Here is an 18483-nt window from a genome sequence, read left to right on the forward strand (position 1 = left end):
GCGTGGAAAACATGAATCTCACCGGTCAATTCCTGATTGCCATGCCGGGCATGGCTGATCCCAATTTCGCGAAATCCATCACCTATCTCTGGGAGCATAGCGAAGAAGGCGCTGTCGGCCTCGTCATCAACCGCCCCTTTGAGATGGATTTACAGGCGTTATTCAAGCAATTGAACATGCCGACAGCCACCAGCCTGGCCGACCACCCCATCTACTTCGGCGGTCCCATGCAGCAAGATCGCGGTTTTGTGCTGCACCAGCCCTTGCAGGAATGGGATTCCACCATGGATCTGGGCAATGATACCGGCCTCACCACTTCCAGGGATATCCTGCAGGCAATTGCCGATGGCAACGCGCCCAGCAATTTTCTCATCAGCCTGGGTTATGCTGGCTGGTCGCCGGGCCAGCTGGAAGAGGAAATCGCGCAAAATGCCTGGTTGACGATAGAAGCCACGGCGGAACAGCGTGACCACCTGTTGTTCAGCCTAGCGCCGCAGGAAAAAGTAGGGGCCGCCATGGCGTTACTAGGACTGGATTTTTCCCGCCTGACCGAGGTAGCCGGACATGCCTGACCCTGGGCCTGCCCGGCAAGGCTGCGTGCTTGGCTTCGACTTCGGCGAAAAGCGCATCGGCGTCGCCATTGGCGAGCATTTGCTCAGCATTGCCCACCCGCTGGTCACGATTGATGAAGAAGCCAATGACAAGCGCTTTGCCGCCATTGCCGCGTTGATCACTGAATGGCAGCCAGCCTCCCTCGTGGTTGGCCTGCCCAGTTACCTGAATGGCGACGAACACGAATTGACCCAGCTATGCCGCAAATTCGCGCGCCGGCTGGAAGGCAGGTTCAACCTGCCAGTCACACTGGTGGACGAACGCCTGAGTTCGGCGGAAGCCAGCCAGGCATTGCGGCAAACCGGCATCACTGGCCGCAAGCAAAAACCCCTGCTTGATCAGGTCGCCGCCCAACATATCCTGCAATCCTATTTTGATAGACTTGCCTCATGACTTCGCACCTAACATTACCTAATGCAGAACACCTGCTGCTTACGCTGCAACAACAACTAGCTCCTTATATCCAGCCCAAGACCGCAATTGTCGGTATCCACAGCGGTGGTGCATGGATTGCTGAACGACTGTTTCCCCTGTTACAGCAATCGCACCCCCACTGCTCGCTGGAGCTTGGCATGCTGGACAGCTCCTTTTACCGGGATGATTACAATCAGCGCGGCCTGCATGCCGAGACCCGTCCTTCGCAGATTTCTTTTGACGTGGAAGATCGCCACATCATCCTGCTTGATGACGTGTTCTATACCGGCCGCACCATCCGCGCCGCCATGAACGAACTGTTCGACTACGGCAGGCCCGCCAGCATCACCCTCGCCGTTCTGGTGGATCGCGGCGGGCGCGAGCTGCCGATCTGCCCGCAGGTAGCGGCCTTGCAACTGGATATCCCGCTCGAACAGAAACTGCAATTATCCCGCGACGAAAACAACCAACTGCAATTCAGCCTGGAGGAAAATGCCTGATGCATAACCCTCAACTGACCAAGGATGGCAAGCTCAAGCACCTGCTCACTACAGAAGGCTTGCCGCGCACCATTCTCAACCAGATATTGGATACTGCAGAATCCTTCGTCGGCGTGGCCGAGCGTGAGGTCAAGAAAGTGCCTTTGCTGCGCGGCAAGACCGTCTGCAACCTGTTTTTCGAGAACAGCACGCGCACACGCACAACCTTCGAGATCGCGGCCAAGCGCCTGTCGGCGGATGTCATTACCCTCAATGTGGGCACTTCCTCACAATCCAAGGGGGAAACCATCCTCGATACCATCGACAACCTCACCGCCATGCATGCCGATATGTTCGTCATCCGCCATGCGGAATCGGGCGCGGCCCATTTCATCGCGCAGCACGTCGCGCCCCACATCCATGTCATCAACGCCGGGGATGGCCGCCATGCCCACCCGACCCAGGGTCTGCTCGACGTATTCACCATCCGCCGCTACAAACCGGAGATGCACAACCTGCGCATCGCGGTAGTCGGCGATGTATTGCACTCTCGCGTGGCGCGTTCTGAAATCCACGCGCTCACCACGCTGGGCGTGCCCGAAATCCGCGTCATCGCGCCCAAGACCCTGCTACCGCAATATGTGGAAAAACTCGGCGTGCAGGTTTACCACGATATGCGTGAAGGCCTGAAGGATGTAGATGTCGTCATGATGCTGCGCCTGCAGAACGAGCGCATGAACGGCGCATTGTTGCCGAGTGCTCAGGAATACTTCAAGTGCTATGGTCTCACACCTGAGAAACTGGCCCTTGCCAGGCCGGACGCTATCGTCATGCACCCTGGCCCCATGAACCGCGGTGTGGAAATCGATTCTGCCGTGGCCGACGGCAAGCAATCCGTGATCCTGCCACAGGTCACCTATGGCATTGCCGTGCGCATGGCCGTCATGAGCATACTCGCAGGAAACTCCGAATGAACATCCTCATCAAGCAAGGTCGGCTGATCGACCCCAAAAACAACATCGACGCGGTGCAGGACATCTATGTCTCCGGCGGCAAGATAGCTGGTGGCATTGACGCTGCACCAGCCCACTTCACGGCAGACCAGACCATAGATGCCAGCGGATTAGTCGTCTGCCCCGGCCTGGTGGACGTATCCGCCCGGCTGCGCGAACCTGGCAACGAGCACAAGGCCACTCTCAAGAGCGAACTTCGCGCCGCCGTGGCAGGCGGCGTCACCAGCCTTGCCTGCCCGCCTGACACCGACCCGGTACTGGATGAATCCGGCCTGGTGGAAATGCTCAAATATCGCGCCAGTCAATTGCACCTGAGCAATGTCTATCCATTGGGCGCGCTCACGCGCCAGCTGGCAGGCAAGCAGCTCACGGAAATGAGCGAGCTGACCGATGCAGGCTGCGTCGGATTTTCGCAGGCTGACCAGGCTGTTGTAGATACCCAAGTACTATGGCGCGCGCTGCAATATGCCGCCACTTTCGGTTTTACCGTCTGGCTGCGTCCGCAGGAGCCTTACCTGGCGCAAGGAGGTGTTGCGCATGACGGCGAAGTTGCTGCCCGTCTCGGCCTCAAGGCTATTCCTGTCGCAGCGGAAACCCTCGCGCTCGCCACCATCTTGCATATCACTCAGGAAACCGGTGCCAAAGTACATCTGTGCCGACTTTCCAGTGCAGAGGGTGTGGACATGGTGCGTGAAGCCAAACGCAAAGGCTTGAACATCACTTGCGACGTCAGCGCCCACCATCTGCACCTGACCGAGCATGATATCGGCTTCTTCAATGCTAATTGTCATCTACGACCGCCGCTGCGCAGCCAGCGTGACCGCGATGCGCTGCGACAAGGGTTGGCAGACGGCACGATTGACCTTGTATGTTCAGACCATGCGCCAGTGGATGACGACGGCAAGCTCGTGCCGTTCGGCGAAGCAGAACCCGGCGCAACTGGTCTGGAACTGTTGCTGCCCCTCACCCTCAAATGGGCGGAAGAACAAAAAACTCCCCTCATGGAAGCATTGGCCCGCATCACCAGCGCCCCCGCCGCCCGCCTCGGCATCAGCCAGGGCCATCTGGCAACCGGCGCTCAGGCCGATATCTGCATCTTCGACCCGCAGCAATATTGGAAAGTGGAAGCAGCAAACCTGCTGAGCCAGGGCAAGAACACGCCGTTCAATGGCTTGGAGCTGGCAGGGAAAGTACGCTATACACTGGTCAATGGCGAGATTGCCTATGGCGCCATTGATTCAGACCGCTGAATAACATGCTGATAAACAAAAGGCCGCCAGTTCACACTGGCGGCCTTTTTTGATTCAAACACAGTCCGATACTCAGGCGGAAACAGTAGCCTGTTTTCTACGGCGCAGCGTGAAGCCCATCACACCCAGACCAAGTGCCAGCATGCCATAGGTGGATGGCTCGGGAACAGATGGAACCACGCCAGCAGGCAATGTACTGAATGTCAGCCCGGCGAAAATGGCATGATCCCCTGCACGCACTTGAGTAATGGTGAAGGAAGTAATCGTGTCGTTGGCAAACGCATCCGGCAGGGAAAATGTCCGCACGTCATAGCGTTGCCCGATGCCGTTGTTGAACCATTCGGTTGTCGTGTCCGCAATCGTATTGGTATACACATTGGCATTGTAATCACGTGTATCGACACCGCCGATCGACTCATAGGTAACGCTCTGGGTAGCGGAGGCGATGGTGATGCTGTACTCATTGACATTGTAAGTGCCGTAATAATTGTTCAGCAGGGCATAGAAGGAAGCAGCCCCAGTAATGTTGTAAGGTGTCAGGTCAACCGTTACGCTGCTGCCGACCGCACCGCTGGAAAGCCAGACTCCCGAATAGCTGGAATTCTGTGGTGCGGAGGATACCTGAAACGGAATTCCTGTGCCCTGGTTGCCCGTGCTAGTGCCAATCGGCAATGTGTGCGGATTGATGGATACATAGCTGTTCACATATTCATCAAGATTGACAGTATAAAACTCGGCTGCCGCTGGTGTCGCTACCGCAAACATGCTGATCGCCAAGGATGTTGCTGCAATGGTCAAGCGCATTTGGTTTTCCTCCCCTGATGTAAAATTTGTCAATCACTGCAATAAAACACTGACTTTTACATTCTATGCTTACAGGATGAATTGCCAATAGTCCTTTCGGCCCCATCTGTTACGACTCACCATCAAAAGGAAAAGGGGAAAGATCAAAAGAATCTGTCACCTTTGATCTGTCACTACTGTCCCACAATGATTGGAGAGAATAGAACAGACAATAGGGGATAGCCACGATTTTCCTAGATGTTTAATGCCAATCATTCATACGGCGCTGCAAGCGAGTGTGCTCTACACAGGCTCAATCCAGGAATAGTCACGGTGCTCCGATTGTCATCATTTCAGACCGTCACTGGATTAATGCGGTTTTATGATGCATCGAGATCATAAAAATGGCCGAGCAACATCTCAGGATTCCGGACATAATGGCAAATCAGGAAAATCTCAACTATTACCAGGCAGAAAAGATTCTGCGCAAGTATCACCGAGGCCAGTGAAATGAAACTATTTGGCGATGATTCAATACCGCAGCCCGGAACCGGCAAACGCGGACCAGTACCGCAGCCTGTCGATAAGCCGCACCAGCCGCCGCAAAATTAACCCAGCGGCTTGAACAGCATGCTGGCAAACACTACCACAAGCGGTGTTGCCAGCAGCATCACTCTTGCTCGGTTGAGCCAGATTGATTTCTCCGCAATCAGCTTCTGGGCCATTTCTATCCTGGCTTGCAGATTTTCAATTTCCTTCATGCGCAGCACATCAAAATCCATGTGCGGCCTGTTCAGGTTCGCAGGGTCGTTATAAACACTCGGAAAATCCTTGACCCTCAAGCACTCCCACACCAGGACGAACGCAGTCGCCACTAGGTACAGCGCCGTGAAGCTGGCGACATAGCCCCAGCCACTGCCCTGCTCGATCACCTTGATGGCATAGCCCACCGTCACGCCCAGCGCAGACAGCGTGATTGTCAATGTTGTGTGCGCTTCCCGCGTGATCAAGTCCATGTTGGCTTCCCTGCCCTTCATGTTCTCAATCGCAATTCTTTCAAGCCACTCTATCCGAGGCATATTGCTCCCCCATTCCCCATCAAATCTAAAGGGCTCAGACTGACTCTTTTTGATTTGATGCTGCGACACATTGCCAAAACGACAAAGATTAAGAGATAGCCCAAACAACCCATATCAGAACTATCCCGTCATGATTTAAATCAAAAGTACTCCGTCATCAAGAAACCCCCAGCCAGCTATCGCATCGGCTTCTTGCGCAGCTTGACCGGCTTTCTTTCGTTCATGCGCTTGCGCAAACGAATGTTGAGCATTTCCACCGCGACCGAGAACGCCATGGCGAAATAGATGTAGCCCTTGGGCACATGCACGTCGAAACCTTCCACCATCAGGGTGACGCCGACCAGAATGAGGAAAGAGAGAGCCAGCATCTTGATGGTGGGGTGGTTGTCGACGAATTCGCCTATGGATTTGGCGGCAAACAGCATGACGCCGACGGCGATGATGATGGCGGTTGCCATAATGCTGACATGGTCGGCCAGGCCGACAGCGGTGATGACCGAGTCGAGGGAAAAAACAATATCCAGCACGGCGATCTGCGCCAGCACCATGCCCATGCTGGCGGCTGCCGCATTGGTTGTGCGCTGCTCGTCCACAGCTTCCAGGCTGTTATGGATTTCATGCGTGGCCTTGGCGAGCAGGAACAGGCCGCCGCCAATGAGGATCAGGTCGCGGCCTGAGATTTCCACGCCAAGAATCTCGAACCACGGCTTGGTAAGCCCCATGACCCACGAGATGGAGAACAGCAGCGCAAGACGGGCGATCATGGCCAGGCTCAAGCCCACCCGCCTGGCAGTGTTGCGCTGCTTTTCCGGCAACCGCCCGACGAGAATGGAGATAAAGATGATGTTGTCTATGCCCAGGACGATTTCCAGGGCGGTCAATGTTGCAAGCGCAATCCAGGCTTCAGGACTTGCCAACCATTCAATCATTTTTGACTTTCAGAACAGTAACTAAGGGATGCCAGCAAGCGATGCTGGTAGGCTCACACTATACCGAGATTATCCAGCCCTGCGGAGAGGTCTTTGTCGTGGGCATCTTTACCCTCCAGCTTGACTCTGAGCCTCAAGTCATTGACCGAATCAGCATTACGTAACGCATCCTCATAAGTAATGAGATCAGCCTCATGCAGGTCAAACAGGGACTGGTCAAACGTCTGCATGCCTGACTCGCGCGATTTGGCGATGATCTCCTTGATCTCGTGCACATCGCCCTTGAAAATCAAATCTGAAATCAAGGGAGAATTGATCATGATTTCCATGGCAGCCACGCGGCCAGTAGTGCCCTTGCGTGGAATCAGCCGCTGCGAGACAAAGGCCTTCACGTTAAGCGACAAATCCATGAGCAGTTGGTGCCTGCGCTCCTCGGGGAAGAAGTTGATGATGCGATCCAGCGCCTGATTGGTGCTGTTAGCGTGCAATGTCGCCATACACAGGTGACCAGTTTCGGCAAAGGCAATGGCGTAATCCATGGTTTCCCGGTCGCGGATTTCACCGATCAAGATCACATCAGGTGCTTGCCGCAAGGTGTTCTTGAGGGCAATCTGCCAATTATCGGTATCCACGCCGATCTCACGCTGGGTCACGATGCAGTTCTTGTGCTCATGCACAAACTCAATCGGGTCTTCTATCGTGATGATATGCCCGTGGCTGTTTTCATTACGATAGCCCACCATCGCCGCAAGAGAAGTGGATTTACCAGAGCCCGTGCCACCGACGAAAATCACCAGCCCGCGCTTGGTCAGGGCAACGTCCTTAAGCACATCGGGCAGACCAAGTTCCTCCAGCTTAGGGATATGTGTAGTGATTGTCCGGAATACCAGGCCCACACTACCGCGCTGCACAAAAGCATTAACGCGAAAACGCGCCACGCCCGGCATCCCAATAGCAAAATTGCACTCGCGCGTAGCTTCAAACTCAGCGGCCTGCTTGTCGTTCATGATAGCGCGGGCAATTTCACGCGCCTGCTGCGGTGATAAAGCCTGCTGCGTCACAGGCGTCATCTTGCCGTCAATCTTCATCGCAGGTGGGTAACCTGCGGTGATAAAGAGGTCTGAAGCCTTCTTGCCCAGCATCAACCGCAACAGGTCGAATACAAACTTTTCCGCTTGGCCCTGATCCATACTCATTCTTTTAACATCCTAACCGACGAAGGCGTCTTTGTTGGCTGCCTTGGTCCTTGCTTCGGCCAACGAAATTACATTGCGGCGCACCAGGTCTTGCAGGTTCTGGTCCAGTGTCTGCATGCCGACATTCTGCCCAGTCTGGATCGCGGAATACATTTGCGCGATCTTGTTCTCGCGGATCAGGTTACGAATCGCTGGTGTGCCTATCATGATCTCATGGGCCGCCACGCGGCCCTGCTCATCCTTGGTCTTGCACAGAGTTTGAGAGATGACGGCACGTAACGACTCGGACAGCATGGAGCGCACCATTTCCTTCTCCGCTGCGGGGAATACGTCGACGATACGGTCTATGGTCTTGGCGGCGGAGCTAGTGTGCAGGGTGCCGAACACTAAGTGGCCAGTCTCGGCCGCGCTGAGCGCCAAACGGATAGTTTCCAGATCGCGCATTTCGCCGACCAGGATCACATCAGGGTCTTCGCGCAGCGCCGAGCGCAAAGCGTTGGAGAAAGATAAAGTATGCGGCCCGACTTCGCGCTGGTTGATCAAGCACTTCTTTGAGGTATGCACAAACTCGATCGGATCCTCCACGGTAAGAATATGGCCGAACTCGTTTTCATTGATGAAGTCGATCATCGCTGCCAGCGTGGTAGATTTACCAGAGCCGGTCGGACCAGTCACCAACACGATGCCGCGCGGGTTCTGCGCAATCTCGCGGAAAATAGGTGGGCAGCCTAGCTGCTCCATGGTCAGCACCTTGGAGGGGATGGTACGGAACACTGCGCCCGCGCCGCGGTTCTGGTTGAAGGCATTGACGCGGAAACGCGCGAGGTTAGGAATCTCGAAAGAAAAATCGCACTCCAGCGTTTCTTCATACACCTTGCGCTGACCGTCGTTCATGATGTCGTACACCATATCGTGCACGGCGCTGTGGTCCAGCGGTGGCACATTGATCTTGCGCACGTCGCCATGCACGCGGATCAAAGGTGGCATACCTGCCGAAAGGTGTAAGTCAGAAGCCTTGTTTTTAACCGAGAACGCCAGCAGATCAGAAATATCCAAGAGAGGCTCCTGTTATAATTTTGCCCCGGACATGCCCATGCCCGGAGGGTTGCAATCATGAAGAATGGACGGATTATGAACACAATTGGCAAACGCTGGCAAGCAATCAGGACAGGGATAGACGCTGCCGTGCTGGATGCTGGCAGGTCGCCGGATTCCGTCAGCCTGCTTGCGGTCAGCAAGGCGCACCCGGCCAGCGCCATCCGTGAACTGCACGCGCTCGGCCAGCGCCGGTTCGGCGAGAATTACCTGCAGGAAGCGCTCGCCAAGCAAGAGGAACTCCAGAGTCTGGATATCGAATGGCATTTCATCGGCCCGATCCAGAGTAACAAGACCCAACCCATCGCGCAGCATTTCGACTGGGTGCATAGCGTGGACCGCGCCAAGATTGCGGACAGGCTGAATATCGCGCGCGGCGGCACGCTCCAGCCCCTGCAGGTCTGCATCCAGGTCAATGTCAGCGGAGAAGAAAGCAAGAGCGGCACCAGCGCCGCTGATGCCACTGCACTGGCGGACCATATCAGGCAACTGCCCAACTTGCGCTTACGCGGGTTGATGTCAATTCCGGCTCCATCCGACGATCCAACAGAGCAACAAGCACAATTCCATGCCGTGCGCAAAATTTACGACCACCTGCTGTCAGAAGGCCACGCGCTTGATACCTTATCCATGGGCATGTCGGAAGATTTCCCCGCAGCCATCCGCGAGGGTGCGACAATAGTCAGGGTAGGTTCCGCCATTTTCGGTGCCCGCATCAAACCAACCACAGAGCAATCAATATGAAAATCAGCTTTATCGGCGGCGGCAATATGGCGCGCGCCATCATCGGCGGCCTCAAGAAAAAAGGCTACAACATGGCGACTATCAATGTCATCGAACTGGAAGCCGAAAAACGTGAACAATTGGCAGAAGAGTTCGGTGTGCATGCCACCGAGCACCTGCCCAGCGTCGCCAGTTCCGAGGTCATCGTGTTGGCCGTCAAGCCGCAGCAATTGCGGGACATTGCCATCTTCCTCGCCAGCTTTCTCAATGACCAGCTCATTATCTCCATCGCCGCGGGCATTACCTGCAATGCGCTTAGCCGCTGGCTGGGCGGCTACGACACCATCGTGCGCGTCATGCCCAATACGCCTGCGCAGATCCAGGCTGGCGTCTCTGGCCTGTATGCCGCCGGAGGCGTAACAATGGAGCAACGCGAACAGGCCAATGCGTTGATGCTCGCCACCGGCACTACCGTATGGGTCGATGAAGAAAGCAAAATCGATGCGATCACTGCTATCTCCGGTAGCGGACCTGCCTATGTGTTTTACTTCATCGAGGCACTGGAACAGGCTGCCCTGGACTTGGGACTGGATACAGAACAGGCGCGCACATTGAGTCTGCAAACATTCCTCGGCGCCAGCCAGCTCGCCTCTAGTCAAAGCAATGTTCCCGCAGCCACCTTGCGCGCGCAGGTGACTTCCAAGGGCGGCACCACCGAACGCGCCATCCTGTCCATGGAACAAGCCAACATCAAGCAAGCCATCATCCAGGCTGCGCAGGCAGCAGCGGAACGCGCGCGCGAACTGGGCGAGCAATTGGGAAAGGAATAGCCATGCCCGTCATTCATTTATCTAGGGAGCGCGCATGATCAATACCGCCCTGCAATTCCTGCTGCATACCATCCTGGGGCTGTTCACCATCGCCCTGCTGCTGCGCTTTTACCTGCAACTGACGCGCGCGCCATTCCAGAACCCGGTTTCGCAGGCGGTAGTCTCCGTGACCAACTTCGCCGTCAAGCCCGTCAGGCGCATCATTCCCGGTATCGCGGGCGTGGATACGTCTACTCTGCTGCTGGCCTTTGTCACCCAGTTCCTGCTGGAAACCGGGTCAAGAATGGTCAGCGGCTATCCCTTGTTCGTCGCGGATAACTCCCTTTGGATTGCCTTGCTGGGGCTCGCTTTTGTTGGGCTGGTCAAGCTCAGCATCTACATCTTCCTCTATGCGGTGTTCCTGCAAGCCATCCTGAGCTGGATCAATCCCCACACCATCATGACACCGGTGCTGGATGCGTTGACCAGGCCGCTGCTGAAACCCCTGCGCAACCGCATTCCCATGGCTGGCGGTTTCGACCTGACGCCGCTGGTGGTTTTCATTGTGGCCGAGCTTCTGCTCATTATTGTGGTAACGCCCACGGAAATGCAGTTGTTGCGGTTATTCTGATTCCATTCAGTTCCTATAAAAAAAGCCAGCTAGACGCTGGCTTTTTCAATCTCGCTCCATATCTTTCACCGTACTGCTACATCAAGATAATGTCATAAGTTTCCTGCGCATACGGCGTTTCCGCCTGCAATGAAATCGGCTTGCCAATAAAATCCGAAAGATTAGCCAGGCTCTGCGATTCCTCATCCAGCAGCATGTCGATTACCTTGGGCGCTGCCAAAATGCGGAACTCGCGCGCGGTAAACTGCCGCGCATGGCGCAACAGCTCACGGAATATTTCATAACAGACGGTCTGCGCGGTTTTCACTTCGCCGCGGCCCTTGCAGGCAGGGCAAGGTTCACAGAGGATATGCGCCAGGCTCTCGCGGGTGCGCTTGCGCGTCATCTCCACCAGGCCCAGCGCCGAGAATCCGTTGACCCCGGTACGCGCCCTGTCCTTGACCACGGCCTTTTTCAGCTCAGCCAGCACGGCGTTTTGCTGCTCTTCCTCATCCATATCGATAAAATCGATGATGATGATGCCACCGAGGTTGCGCACGCGCAGCTGGCGCGCAATACATTGCGCCGCCTCCAGGTTAGTCTTGAATATGGTATCGGATAGGCTACGGCCAGTGACAAAGCCGCCTGTATTCACATCCACGGTGGTCAATGCCTCGGTCTGGTCGAAAATCAGGTAGCCACCGGATTTAAGCTCCACCTTGCGCGACATGGCCTTGTTGATTTCGTGTTCGACGTTGTACATATCGAACAAGGGATGCTCGCCCTGATAATGCTCGATACGCTGCACCGCGCCCACGGCATAATGGCTGGCGAAATCCTGCAACTTTTGATAGGTCTCGCGCGAATCCACCATGATGCGCTCGGTATTGTCGTTGACCACATCGCGCAGCACGCGCAGGGACAGATCCAGATCCTGGAACACCAGAGAACGATCCGCCACCCCGTGACTGGCTGCCTGGATATTGCTCCAGACCTTTTGCAGGTAATCGATATCCGCCAGCAACTCCTCATCGGTCGCGGCTTCGGACATGGTGCGGATGATATAACCACCTTCACGGTTTTCCGGCAACAGACGCAACAGGCGCTCGCGCAGCATCTCGCGCTCGGCCTCATCCTCGATGCGTTGCGATACGCCGATATGCTGCTGTTGCGGCAGGTAAACCAGGAAGCGCCCGGCAATGCTGATCTGCGTGGTCAGACGCGCACCCTTGGTGCCGATCGGCTCCTTGATCACTTGCACCATGACAGGCTGGCCTTCGTGCAACACCTCCTGGATGGCTTTTTCCTTTTCCGGGCTGCAACATTCCAGGATATCCGCCACATGCAGAAAAGCAGCACGCTGCAGGCCGATCTCGACAAATGCCGACTGCATCCCCGGCAATACGCGGCACACCTTGCCGCGGTAGATATTGCCCACCAGCCCGAGGGATGTGACGCGCTCGACATGCAGCTCCTGCAACACTCCTTGCTCCACAATGGCCACCCGCGTTTCCTGCGGTGTGACATTGATCAGTATTTCTTCACTCATGACATCCTTTGTTTCCGGATTGCTCAATCCTTATATAACGCATCCAGGCACTCAAGCCGGAATGGCAAAACCGTATTTTCTCAACAGACGCGCCGTTTCAAACAACGGCAGCCCCATCACGCCGGAATAACTGCCTTCGATACGCTCGATCAGCGTGCCGCCCAGCCCCTGAATACCATAGGCGCCCGCCTTGTCGCGCGGCTCCCCGCTGGCAACATAGGCGGCAATCAACTCAGGGGGCAGCTCGCCCATTTTCACGCGCGTGGTAGAGAGCGCCAGTTCCAGTCCCTGGCTATCTGCCAGTGCAATCGCAGTGTGCACTTCATGCCAGCGCCCCGACATGGCAGCCAGCATGGCATAAGCTTCATCATCGTCTTCCGGCTTGCCAAGAATGGCGCCTTCGACGCATACCGTTGTGTCTGCCGCCAGCACCGGCATATCAAGCACTTGCAATCCCTGTACGCATGCCTCTGCCTTCTGCCACGCGAGACGTTGCACATAATCAGTCGCCGACTCGGCATTATATACAGACTCGTCTATATCGGCAGGCAGCACAATAAAATCCACGCCGATTTGTTGCAGCAATTCCGCGCGCCGCGGCGAACGCGAGGCAAGATAAATGCGTGTCATTGAATATCCTGATCACCGGTTTCCATTGATATTGGGCATCGATACTACCTGATCGCCCTCTCCGCCAACAAGGGAGACAGTTCCTGCCTGGCAATCTCCATGCTGGCCTCAGGCACAATCCCACTGTAAAATTATAAGTTTATGTTATCGGGCACTCTGTGCCTGTCCCACCCTATGACCGAACCCATGATCTGGAAACCCCACGCCACGGTTGCCGCCATCATCGAACAGGATGGCCGGTTTCTTCTGGTGGAAGAGGAAACAGCGGAAGGCATACGCCTCAACCAGCCCGCCGGACACGTGGAGAACGGGGAAAGCCTGCTGGAGGCGGTAATCAGGGAAGCACGCGAGGAAACCGCCTACCGCTTCACGCCGCATAGCCTGCTCGGTATCTATCATTGGCGCCACCCGTTAAAGGACATCACCTACCTGCGCTTCGCCTTTATTGGCCAGGCGGACGACCATCAACCGCACCAGGCGCTGGATGAGGGTATCCTTCGCGCTATCTGGCTCACACCGGATGAAATCCGCGCCAGCCAGGCAAAACACCGTAGCCCGCAAGTGCTGGCATGCGTTGAGCATTACCTGGCCGGACAGCGCTTTCCGCTGCATGTCATCACCCATTTATAAAGTCATCATCAGATAGAATTCGCACCATGAAGAAAAAAGTCATCGTCGGCATGTCCGGCGGCGTGGACTCCTCCGTCGCCGCGCTTTTGCTCAAGGAACAAGGCTACGAAGTCGTCGGCCTGTTCATGAAAAACTGGGAGGACGACGATACCGATGAGTACTGTCCTGCCAAGCAGGATCTGATCGACGCAGCGGCCGTCGCCGACAAGCTCGGCATCGAGATCGAAGCTGTGAATTTCAGCAAGGAATACAAGGAGCGCGTATTCGCCAATTTCCTAGAGGAATACAGTGCCGGCCGCACGCCCAACCCGGATATCCTCTGCAATTCCGAGATCAAGTTCAAGGCCTTTCTCGACCATGCCATGGCGTTGGGTGGCGACCTTATGGCGACCGGCCATTATGCCCAGGTGCGCGAGAAGAATGGCTTGTTCCAGCTTATGAAGGCGGACGATGGCACCAAGGACCAGAGCTACTTCCTCTATCGCCTGAACCAGGCCCAGCTTTCCAAAACCTTGTTCCCGTTAGGCCACCTGCTCAAGCGCGAAATCCGCGAGATTGCGCGCCGCGCCGGCTTGCCCACCAGCGAGAAAAAAGACTCCACCGGCATCTGCTTTATCGGCGAACGTCCATTCCAGGAATTCCTGAGCCGCTATCTGCCGCGCGAGCCGGGCGAAATCCAGACGCCCGAAGGCAAGGTCGTCGGCCAGCATAACGGCCTGATGTACTACACCATGGGGCAGCGCCAGGGATTGGGTATTGGCGGCTCAAAGGAGAGCAACGGCGAGCCGTGGTTCGTCGCAGGCAAGGATATGCAGCGCAATGTGCTGATTGTGGTGCAAGGTCATGATCACCCGCTGCTGCTCAATGACGGACTGGTCGCGGGCAACCTGCACTGGATTGCGGGAGAAGAGCCGAGAACGCATTGGGTTTATGCTGCCAAGACCCGCTACCGCCAGCCGGATGCACCCTGCGAAATCGACAGGCTGGAGAGCGGTTCAGCCGATATCCGCTTCGGTCAGAAGCAGTGGGCAATCACACCTGGGCAATCGGTCGTGGTTTATGAGAGCAACGTCTGCCTGGGCGGCGGCATCATTACCTCCGCCATCTAGGATTTATCTACAACCCCTGGGCAGCAAGCGCTTTCATCAGACTGTGACCGGAGCGGTATCCTGGAAGGAGGGCCGCTGCATCAAGGCAGCATAATGCCGGGCGAGGTTGGGATATTGCTGTTGCCAGCCCAGGTGCTGACAGCGCATCTCGATGTATCCCAGCATGCAGCCCACGGCAATATCCGCGAGGCTAAAGCTGTCGTTGACGCACCACTTCCTTTTTCCCAGGTCGTCGTTCAAGACTTTGAGCCCGCGCTCCACCTTGCCCATCTGCTTGACAATCACGGCAGCATCCTGTTTTTCCTCTGGCCTGCGGCCTTCCAGCATCGCTGCGACAGCTGCATCCGTCACGCCATCCGCCAGCGCCTCCCAGCGCCGAACCGCAATCCGGGCGGTATGCTCCTGCGGGATCAGGTGCGCCAACGGCGTGCGGTGATCCAGATACTCCACAATCACGCGCGAGTCGTACAGGCTATCGCCATCCGGCAGCACCAGCACAGGAATCTTGCCCAGCGGGTTATAGTCATTGATCGGACAATCCGGGTCTGAGAGCACCACTGGCGCCATTTGCACATCAATGCGCTTTTCCGCGGCAACCACGCGCACCTTGCGCGCATAAGGACTGGTATTGGAATATAGGAGCTTCATCTTGAATAAGACTCGGGAACTTGGTTGAGAAGAAAAATCTTGAATGCCTGGAAAAACTTAATATCCGAATAAAATTTAAGGGATAGTTCAGTGCATTATAATGTAATTCATGGACTCTACATCACCTCAATCATTGCTATCCAGCACCCTGCAAACCACCATTGAAGCCGACATCGAGCGCGCATTGAAAGAAGACATCGGCTCCGGCGATGTCACTGCGCAACTCGTACCCGCCGAGGAACTGGCGACCGCCGTTATCATTTCCCGCGAGCAGGCGGTTATCTGTGGTATTCCATGGGCCAACGCCGTATTCCGCCATGTTTCCAGGGACATTGTCATTGATTGGCAAGTCAAGGAAGGGGATACCGTCAGCGCAGGCAACGCCTTATGCACGCTTTCCGGCCCGGCCCGCGCCTTGCTGACCGCCGAACGCTGCGCGCTCAATTTCCTGCAGACGCTTTCCGCCACCGCAACCGCCACGCGCCGCTATGTCGATGCGATTGCTGGGACCAATGCCCATATCCTCGATACTCGCAAGACCCTGCCCGGACTGCGCCTGGCGCAAAAATATGCTGTACGTGTCGGCGGAGGGTTGAATCAGCGCATCGGACTTTACGATGGTATCCTCATCAAGGAGAACCATATCGCCGCGGCAGGCAGCATCGAGGCAGTGCTGGCAAATGCGCGCGCGCTTAATGCCAATGTGCCAATCCAGATCGAGGTGGAAACCCTGGCACAATTGCAGTCCGCGCTCAATGCGGGTGCCAAGCTGGTTCTGTTGGATAACTTCGATCCTGCCAGATTAAAGGAAGCCGTCCGCCTCAACACTGGCCGTGCCATTCTGGAAGCATCCGGCGGTATAGACCTCAGCAATATCCGAGAAATCGCCCTGACCGGTGTTGACCGTATTTCCATCGGCGGCCTGACCAAGCACATCCAGGCAATAGACCTGTCCATGCGTTTTCAGCCTGACTCCAACCCGCATGCCTAGCCTTCAGGAATCCTGACATGACGCAACCTGCCGCCGCCTTTTATCCAGCCCCCGGACGTCTTTCACTGGGTGATACCCTGCGCATGCTGGTCAATGACGGGCTGGTGCATAAGCTGCAGGCGGAACAGTTGTTCAAGGACAGGCGGCTGGACAGCTCCAACCTGCACCCGCTGATCATCGTCAGCGAACAAAAATGGAAAAACCTGCAAAATCCTAGCAAGACACTCACACTGGAAGCATTGACCGCGTGGCTCGCAAAGCGCGTCACGCTAGAGCATTTCCATATCGACCCGCTCAAGCTGGACTTCGGCGCCATTGCCCAGGTGATCTCCAAGGCTTATGCAGAACGCCTCAAAATCATGCCAGTCAGGGTCAGCGGCCAGGAAGCCATCATCGCCACTGCCGAGCCTTTTTTTACTGAGTGGATACCCGATCTCGAACGCATCCTCAAGCTCAATATCCGGCTGGTGATCGCCAATCCACGTGAAATCAGCCGCTATCTACCGGAAGTCTACAACCTTGCCAATTCAATCAACCTGGCCAACACTGCCAAGACCGGACAGGTCATCGGCGTGCAGAACCTGGAGCAACTGGTTGAGCTGGGCAAGAATAAAAACCTGGATGCCAACGAGCAGCACGTCATCAATATCGTCGATTGGCTGTTCAAATATGCCTTCGAGCAACGCGCGAGCGATATCCATCTGGAGCCGCGCCGCAACATCGGCATTCTGCGCTTCCGCATCGACGGCGTGCTGCATCAGGTCTATCAATTGCCCAGCGCGATCATGAATGCGATCACCAACCGCATCAAACTGTTGGGCCGCATGGACATGGTAGAGAAGCGCCGCCCCCAGGACGGCCGCATCAAGACGTTGACCGACGAAGGCGAGGAAATTGAGCTGCGCCTCTCGACCATGCCCACGGCATTTGGTGAAAAATTGGTCATGCGGATATTCACGCCGGAAATCCTGGTCAAGGATTTTGTGGAACTGGGGTTTTCCAACGAACAGGCGCAAAAATGGACGCAATGGACGCAGAGTCCGAACGGTATCGTCCTCGTCACTGGCCCTACCGGCTCCGGCAAGACCACCACGCTTTACTCGACGCTCAAGCTGCTCGCAACGCCCGAAGTCAACGTCTGCACCGTAGAAGACCCGATCGAGATGGTGGAGCCCGCGTTCAACCAAATGCAGGTGCAGCACAATATCGGCCTGACGTTCGCCGACGGCGTGCGCACCCTGCTGCGCCAGGACCCAGACATTATCATGGTCGGCGAAATCCGCGACGTGGAAACCGGGGAAATGGCCATCCAGGCTGCATTGACCGGCCACCTGGTGCTCTCCACGCTGCACACCAACGACGCGCCTGCCGCCGTGACCCGCCTGCTGGACCTGGGTATTCCACCCTACCTTATCCACTCTTCGCTGATCGGCATCATGGCGCAGCGGCTGCTGCGCACCTTGTGCCCGCATTGCAAAACATCTGCGGAGATCAGCCAGGAGCGATGGAGCGAACTGACCGGCGCATGGAAGCTGCCCAAGCCCACGCAAATCTACACAGCCAACGGCTGCCTGGAATGCCGCATGACCGGCTATCGGGGTCGCACCGGCATCTATGAAATGCTGTCCCTATCGCCCGAACTCAAGAAACTCGTCACCCATGATGCCGACCTCGCCAGCATCAAGAAGCTGGCTTATCAGCAAGGCATGCAACCGCTGCTGATCAATGGCCTGGAAAAAGTTGCTGCGGGCCTGACTACCATCGAAGAGCTGCTCAAGGTCGCGCCACCGCCATTCGAATAACCAATAACAATGATGAAATGCCGCTACCAACACAGAAGTAAGCCGCTTAAAAATCACCGGCTTAAAGCCATTCTTCGCTTCATCATCCTTGACCAAACCAGCACAAACCGTTAGTGTTCTAAGTTTCCCAAG

General features: G+C 56.1%; 20 protein-coding genes. 12 read left to right on the forward strand and 8 right to left on the reverse strand.

Annotated features, from left to right (window positions below; all coding sequences use genetic code 11):
* Positions 1 to 2: 2 nt before the first annotated feature.
* Genes V7Z75_RS09080 through V7Z75_RS09100 form a run of 5 tightly spaced genes read left to right on the forward strand, consistent with a single transcriptional unit; the run spans position 3 to position 3768 of the window.
* Positions 3 to 572: a YqgE/AlgH family protein gene (locus tag V7Z75_RS09080; RefSeq protein ID WP_334108305.1), complete on the forward strand. Its 570-nt coding sequence runs from the start codon at positions 3 to 5 to the stop codon at positions 570 to 572.
* On the forward strand, positions 565 to 1005 hold the full coding sequence (gene ruvX, locus V7Z75_RS09085) for a Holliday junction resolvase RuvX (RefSeq protein ID WP_334108306.1): 441 nt from the start codon (positions 565 to 567) through the stop codon (positions 1003 to 1005). Before V7Z75_RS09080 ends, ruvX begins: the two co-directional genes overlap by 8 nt.
* Positions 1002 to 1526, forward strand: a complete 525-nt coding sequence (gene pyrR / locus V7Z75_RS09090; RefSeq protein ID WP_334108307.1) for a bifunctional pyr operon transcriptional regulator/uracil phosphoribosyltransferase PyrR — start codon at positions 1002 to 1004, stop codon at positions 1524 to 1526. The genes ruvX and pyrR overlap by 4 nt, the downstream gene beginning before the upstream one ends.
* Complete coding sequence (locus V7Z75_RS09095; RefSeq protein ID WP_334108308.1) at positions 1526 to 2479, forward strand: aspartate carbamoyltransferase catalytic subunit; 954 nt, start codon at positions 1526 to 1528, stop codon at positions 2477 to 2479. Before pyrR ends, V7Z75_RS09095 begins: the two co-directional genes overlap by 1 nt.
* Positions 2476 to 3768 carry a dihydroorotase gene (locus V7Z75_RS09100; protein ID WP_334108309.1) on the forward strand — a complete coding sequence of 431 codons (1293 nt, stop codon included), beginning with the start codon at positions 2476 to 2478 and terminating at the stop codon, positions 3766 to 3768. Before V7Z75_RS09095 ends, V7Z75_RS09100 begins: the two co-directional genes overlap by 4 nt.
* Before the next feature lie 72 nt (positions 3769 to 3840).
* Here the strand turns inward: V7Z75_RS09100 and V7Z75_RS09105 are convergent, their stop codons facing one another.
* From V7Z75_RS09105 to V7Z75_RS09125, 5 genes are all read right to left on the reverse strand, one after another.
* Entirely contained in the window at positions 3841 to 4572 is a 732-nt protein-coding gene (locus V7Z75_RS09105) for a PEP-CTERM sorting domain-containing protein (protein WP_334108310.1), read from the reverse strand.
* Between the two features lie 587 nt (positions 4573 to 5159).
* Positions 5160 to 5567, reverse strand: a complete 408-nt coding sequence (locus V7Z75_RS09110; RefSeq protein ID WP_334108311.1) for a hypothetical protein — start codon at positions 5565 to 5567, stop codon at positions 5160 to 5162.
* A 239-nt stretch (positions 5568 to 5806) separates the two neighbouring features.
* Entirely contained in the window at positions 5807 to 6559 is a 753-nt protein-coding gene (locus V7Z75_RS09115; protein WP_334108312.1) for a TerC family protein, read from the reverse strand.
* A 53-nt stretch (positions 6560 to 6612) separates the two neighbouring features.
* A complete protein-coding gene (locus tag V7Z75_RS09120) occupies positions 6613 to 7749 on the reverse strand; it encodes a PilT/PilU family type 4a pilus ATPase (protein WP_334108478.1) in 1137 nt (378 codons plus the stop codon).
* Positions 7750 to 7767: 18 nt separating this feature from the next.
* Positions 7768 to 8811, reverse strand: coding sequence for a type IV pilus twitching motility protein PilT (locus tag V7Z75_RS09125; RefSeq protein WP_334108313.1), 1044 nt, complete (start codon positions 8809 to 8811; stop codon positions 7768 to 7770).
* Positions 8812 to 8886: 75 nt separating this feature from the next.
* On the opposite strand from V7Z75_RS09125, the gene V7Z75_RS09130 reads away from it, so the two are divergent.
* Genes V7Z75_RS09130 through V7Z75_RS09140 form a run of 3 tightly spaced genes read left to right on the forward strand, consistent with a single transcriptional unit; the run spans position 8887 to position 11013 of the window.
* Positions 8887 to 9594, forward strand: a complete 708-nt coding sequence (locus V7Z75_RS09130; RefSeq protein WP_334108314.1) for a YggS family pyridoxal phosphate-dependent enzyme — start codon at positions 8887 to 8889, stop codon at positions 9592 to 9594.
* Positions 9591 to 10403 carry a pyrroline-5-carboxylate reductase gene (gene proC, locus V7Z75_RS09135; RefSeq protein WP_334108315.1) on the forward strand — a complete coding sequence of 271 codons (813 nt, stop codon included), beginning with the start codon at positions 9591 to 9593 and terminating at the stop codon, positions 10401 to 10403. The genes V7Z75_RS09130 and proC overlap by 4 nt, the downstream gene beginning before the upstream one ends.
* Before the next feature lie 34 nt (positions 10404 to 10437).
* Complete coding sequence (locus tag V7Z75_RS09140; protein ID WP_334108316.1) at positions 10438 to 11013, forward strand: YggT family protein; 576 nt, start codon at positions 10438 to 10440, stop codon at positions 11011 to 11013.
* 76 nt (positions 11014 to 11089) lie between these two features.
* Here the strand turns inward: V7Z75_RS09140 and rng are convergent, their stop codons facing one another.
* Positions 11090 to 12541 carry a ribonuclease G gene (gene rng, locus V7Z75_RS09145; RefSeq protein ID WP_334108317.1) on the reverse strand — a complete coding sequence of 484 codons (1452 nt, stop codon included), beginning with the start codon at positions 12539 to 12541 and terminating at the stop codon, positions 11090 to 11092.
* A 51-nt stretch (positions 12542 to 12592) separates the two neighbouring features.
* Positions 12593 to 13171, reverse strand: a complete 579-nt coding sequence (locus tag V7Z75_RS09150) for a Maf family protein (RefSeq protein ID WP_334108318.1) — start codon at positions 13169 to 13171, stop codon at positions 12593 to 12595.
* A 186-nt stretch (positions 13172 to 13357) separates the two neighbouring features.
* On the opposite strand from V7Z75_RS09150, the gene V7Z75_RS09155 reads away from it, so the two are divergent.
* Together V7Z75_RS09155 and mnmA are read left to right on the forward strand one after the other, a co-directional pair.
* On the forward strand, positions 13358 to 13801 hold the full coding sequence (locus V7Z75_RS09155; RefSeq protein WP_334108319.1) for an NUDIX hydrolase: 444 nt from the start codon (positions 13358 to 13360) through the stop codon (positions 13799 to 13801).
* A gap of 26 nt (positions 13802 to 13827) precedes the next feature.
* Positions 13828 to 14910 carry a tRNA 2-thiouridine(34) synthase MnmA gene (gene mnmA, locus V7Z75_RS09160; protein ID WP_334108320.1) on the forward strand — a complete coding sequence of 361 codons (1083 nt, stop codon included), beginning with the start codon at positions 13828 to 13830 and terminating at the stop codon, positions 14908 to 14910.
* Positions 14911 to 14946: 36 nt separating this feature from the next.
* Here mnmA and V7Z75_RS09165 read toward each other — a convergent pair whose 3' ends face one another.
* Positions 14947 to 15558 carry a glutathione S-transferase family protein gene (locus V7Z75_RS09165; protein ID WP_334108321.1) on the reverse strand — a complete coding sequence of 204 codons (612 nt, stop codon included), beginning with the start codon at positions 15556 to 15558 and terminating at the stop codon, positions 14947 to 14949.
* Positions 15559 to 15667: 109 nt separating this feature from the next.
* Here V7Z75_RS09165 and nadC point away from each other — a divergent pair, with 109 nt between their 5' ends.
* Both nadC and V7Z75_RS09175 read left to right on the forward strand, forming a co-directional pair.
* Complete coding sequence (gene nadC, locus V7Z75_RS09170) at positions 15668 to 16549, forward strand: carboxylating nicotinate-nucleotide diphosphorylase (RefSeq protein WP_334108322.1); 882 nt, start codon at positions 15668 to 15670, stop codon at positions 16547 to 16549.
* Between the two features lie 17 nt (positions 16550 to 16566).
* On the forward strand, positions 16567 to 18351 hold the full coding sequence (locus V7Z75_RS09175; protein WP_334108323.1) for a GspE/PulE family protein: 1785 nt from the start codon (positions 16567 to 16569) through the stop codon (positions 18349 to 18351).
* Positions 18352 to 18483: the final 132 nt, after the last annotated feature.

This window comes from Methylobacillus sp. (assembly GCF_036844465.1).
Lineage (GTDB): Bacteria > Pseudomonadota > Gammaproteobacteria > Burkholderiales > Methylophilaceae > Methylobacillus.